The 2522-nt window shown below is 37.1% G+C and carries 7 protein-coding genes and 1 pseudogene; all 8 read left to right on the top strand.

The window, feature by feature from the left end; translation table 11 throughout:
• Positions 1-250: pseudogene (locus DW657_RS18045) on the top strand (hypothetical protein); the annotation flags it as partial.
• Positions 251-285: 35 nt separating this feature from the next.
• Positions 286-693, top strand: coding sequence for a hypothetical protein (locus tag DW657_RS17065; RefSeq protein WP_118313543.1), 408 nt, complete (start codon positions 286-288; stop codon positions 691-693).
• Between the two features lie 50 nt (positions 694-743).
• On the top strand, positions 744-1028 hold the full coding sequence (locus tag DW657_RS17060; RefSeq protein ID WP_118313542.1) for a hypothetical protein: 285 nt from the start codon (positions 744-746) through the stop codon (positions 1026-1028).
• Entirely contained in the window at positions 1025-1195 is a 171-nt protein-coding gene (locus tag DW657_RS18040) for a hypothetical protein (protein ID WP_158577422.1), read from the top strand. Before DW657_RS17060 ends, DW657_RS18040 begins: the two co-directional genes overlap by 4 nt.
• Before the next feature lie 2 nt (positions 1196-1197).
• Positions 1198-1617, top strand: coding sequence for a hypothetical protein (locus DW657_RS17055; protein ID WP_118313541.1), 420 nt, complete (start codon positions 1198-1200; stop codon positions 1615-1617).
• 2 nt (positions 1618-1619) lie between these two features.
• A complete protein-coding gene (locus tag DW657_RS17050; protein WP_118313540.1) occupies positions 1620-1916 on the top strand; it encodes a hypothetical protein in 297 nt (98 codons plus the stop codon).
• Between the two features lie 107 nt (positions 1917-2023).
• Entirely contained in the window at positions 2024-2302 is a 279-nt protein-coding gene (locus DW657_RS17045; protein ID WP_118313539.1) for a DUF4884 domain-containing protein, read from the top strand.
• Between the two features lie 2 nt (positions 2303-2304).
• Complete coding sequence (locus tag DW657_RS17040) at positions 2305-2520, top strand: hypothetical protein (RefSeq protein ID WP_118313538.1); 216 nt, start codon at positions 2305-2307, stop codon at positions 2518-2520.
• Positions 2521-2522: the final 2 nt, after the last annotated feature.

The raw sequence follows: 2522 nt of genomic DNA, 5'->3' as shown, positions 1-2522 counted from the left end.
TGGTTCTAGCGGTTACTCTGCTCAGATTGACAGCACTGGAGAAGATTCTGTTGTCATGTGTGCAGGTAATAAATCTAGAGCCAAAGCGAAAGTAGGTTCTTGGATAACTCTTGCAGAATGGGAATGGAATGACGAGAAGAATCGTTATGTCCCAGTATGCGTTAAAACTGAGTACGTTGATGGAGAGAATATCAAGGCTGATACTTGGTATCAACTGAAAGATGGTGAGTTTGTTGAAGTTAACGAGTAATAACCATCCCTTATGGGATATAAAATAGATAATTTATGAAACAGTACATTGGAACAAAGGTCATTATGGCAGAGCCTATGACTATGGTAGAAGCACAAAAAGTGCTTGGTAGAGAAATTAAGCCAGCAACCGTTGAGGAAGATGGCTACTTGGTAGAGTACAAGGACGGATATAAGTCTTGGTCTCCTAAGAGTGTGTTTGATAATGCTTACAAACCTTATAATAATTTTATAGATAGACTTTGTGTTGAGCGTGATGAGTTGGATGATCGCCTTACTAAGCTTAATGAAGCATTGTGTAAAGATGGTTTCCGTGAGAAGGTAGGAGACTATCAGTATAAATTGATGCGCTTGCAATCACAAAGTATGGATAAGTATCTCAATGCCCTTGAATACAGAATGAAAGGTATGGGCATTAAAATACCAACTAGTAATTCTAATTAGTTAACCACCCTCTCTTTAGCAACAGGGAGAGGGTAAAAAAAAGAAAAGGGATGGTAAGACAAGCAGGAATAAAAACGGAAAGAATCAGAAGCGGAATGTATCAATTATATTACAAACACCACTCGCCAATAATATTGAGAATTGATAATATCGGATGGCAGGCTGTACTTCCTTCTGGTTCATTTGCAAATGCAAGAACAAAAGCACAATGTGTTATACTTGCATGTATGGAAATTGACAAAACAGAGCCGATAGAGGAAGATATTGCTACAGGCAAATATGTTAGTTGGTGGCAAGATGACCCTATGTTTAAGACAAAGGAGGATAAGCAATGAGTAAAGAATCTGTAATACAAAGCATGAAGGAAGATATAGATTACCGTGATGCTTTTGGGAAATATATAACGTCTAGCGAAGGTTATCTTTTGGCTATGCATGCACTAAACGCACCTAGTGTGGCAGAAGAATATGCTAGGTGGAAATTAATGGATTTGGAGGATTGAGTATGACAAAAGACGAAGCTAAAGAAATACTGCCTATTATTCAGGCTTACGCAGAAGGAAAGATAATTGAGTGTCGAACAAAACCGAGTACCGTAGAAGGTACAGATGTTCCGAATGATTGGACGGAAATGAAGGAGATTGAGTTTTGGAAAAATATAGAGTACCGTATTAAGCCTGATAGTAAGGCGAAAGCAAAGTACCGCCCTTTTGCCAATGTAGAAGAATGTTGGACTGAGATGAAGAAGCATCAGCCGTTCGGTTGGGTGAAAGACAAAAAAGATGGATATTATGTCTTAATTACTGCTGTAGATAACGGCGATTATATGTCATTAAGTGGAAATAGCGGCTGGTCATTTTATAGTCTCATGAAAGATTATACCTTTGCTGATGGTACTCATTTCGGTGTGAAGGTGGAGGAATAGTTATGGCAGATAAAAGTATAATGGAAGAAATGCTCCCGATGAAGATTAGTAATTGGGAGTCTATAGAGTATAGTGAAGGAATTAATTGCCCTAATGAGAATTGTGACAACAAAAGTTATGACGATGATGCAAGAAACATCATTGGATGGTGTGATACTCCTTACGGCTATATGATGGTCTGTGAGTGCAAGAAGTGCTTTACGAAGTATCGCTTTCATGGCACAACTGGAGACAGGTTTGATTTCGATAATTTCGCATTCTATTTTATGATGCGTACTAAAATGAGAAAGGAGAAATAGTTATGTCAGTATTTTATGTTATGCTTACCCTATCTATTCTATCTATAGCTTTTATGGGTGGAGTTATAGGTTATTTAATTGGTAAATATTGGAAAAAGGATTAGCGTATGAAGAAGATTATATTATTTGTAGCGGTTATATTCCTGCTCGTTTCTTGTAAAGAGAACAAAGGAATTAATATTCCAACATCAGACTCTATTAATGAAATTAAGGTAGAGAAGCTATTTGTTGTGGATGGTATAACCGTATATCGTTTCTATGATGGTGGCAGAGTGGTTTATTTTACCAATAAAAAAGGTGTGGCAAAGGCTTTTCATGACGAATATGACCCTGCAACAAAAACCACAAGAACAAAGGTTGTAGAAACTTTATGTAACGAAGAATAGTTATGTATAGACCAATTACAATGTATCAGATTGTTTGCGATAGATGCGGAGAAGTATTTGGCGGTACAGATACTTGCTCTGCGCTATTCGACAACAAAGAAATTGATATTGGTGACTACTCTGATTGGGAAATGATAGATGGTAAACACTATTGTCCAGATTGTTATGAAGTAGAAGTTATAAACGGAGTGTATAATGTTAAAGCAAAGGAGAAATAGGT

Origin of the sequence: Prevotella sp. AM23-5, from assembly GCF_003473645.1 — a bacterium.
Taxonomy (GTDB): Bacteria; Bacteroidota; Bacteroidia; order Bacteroidales; family Bacteroidaceae; genus Prevotella; species Prevotella copri_A.
This window is presented reverse-complemented; position numbering and strand designations above follow the sequence as displayed.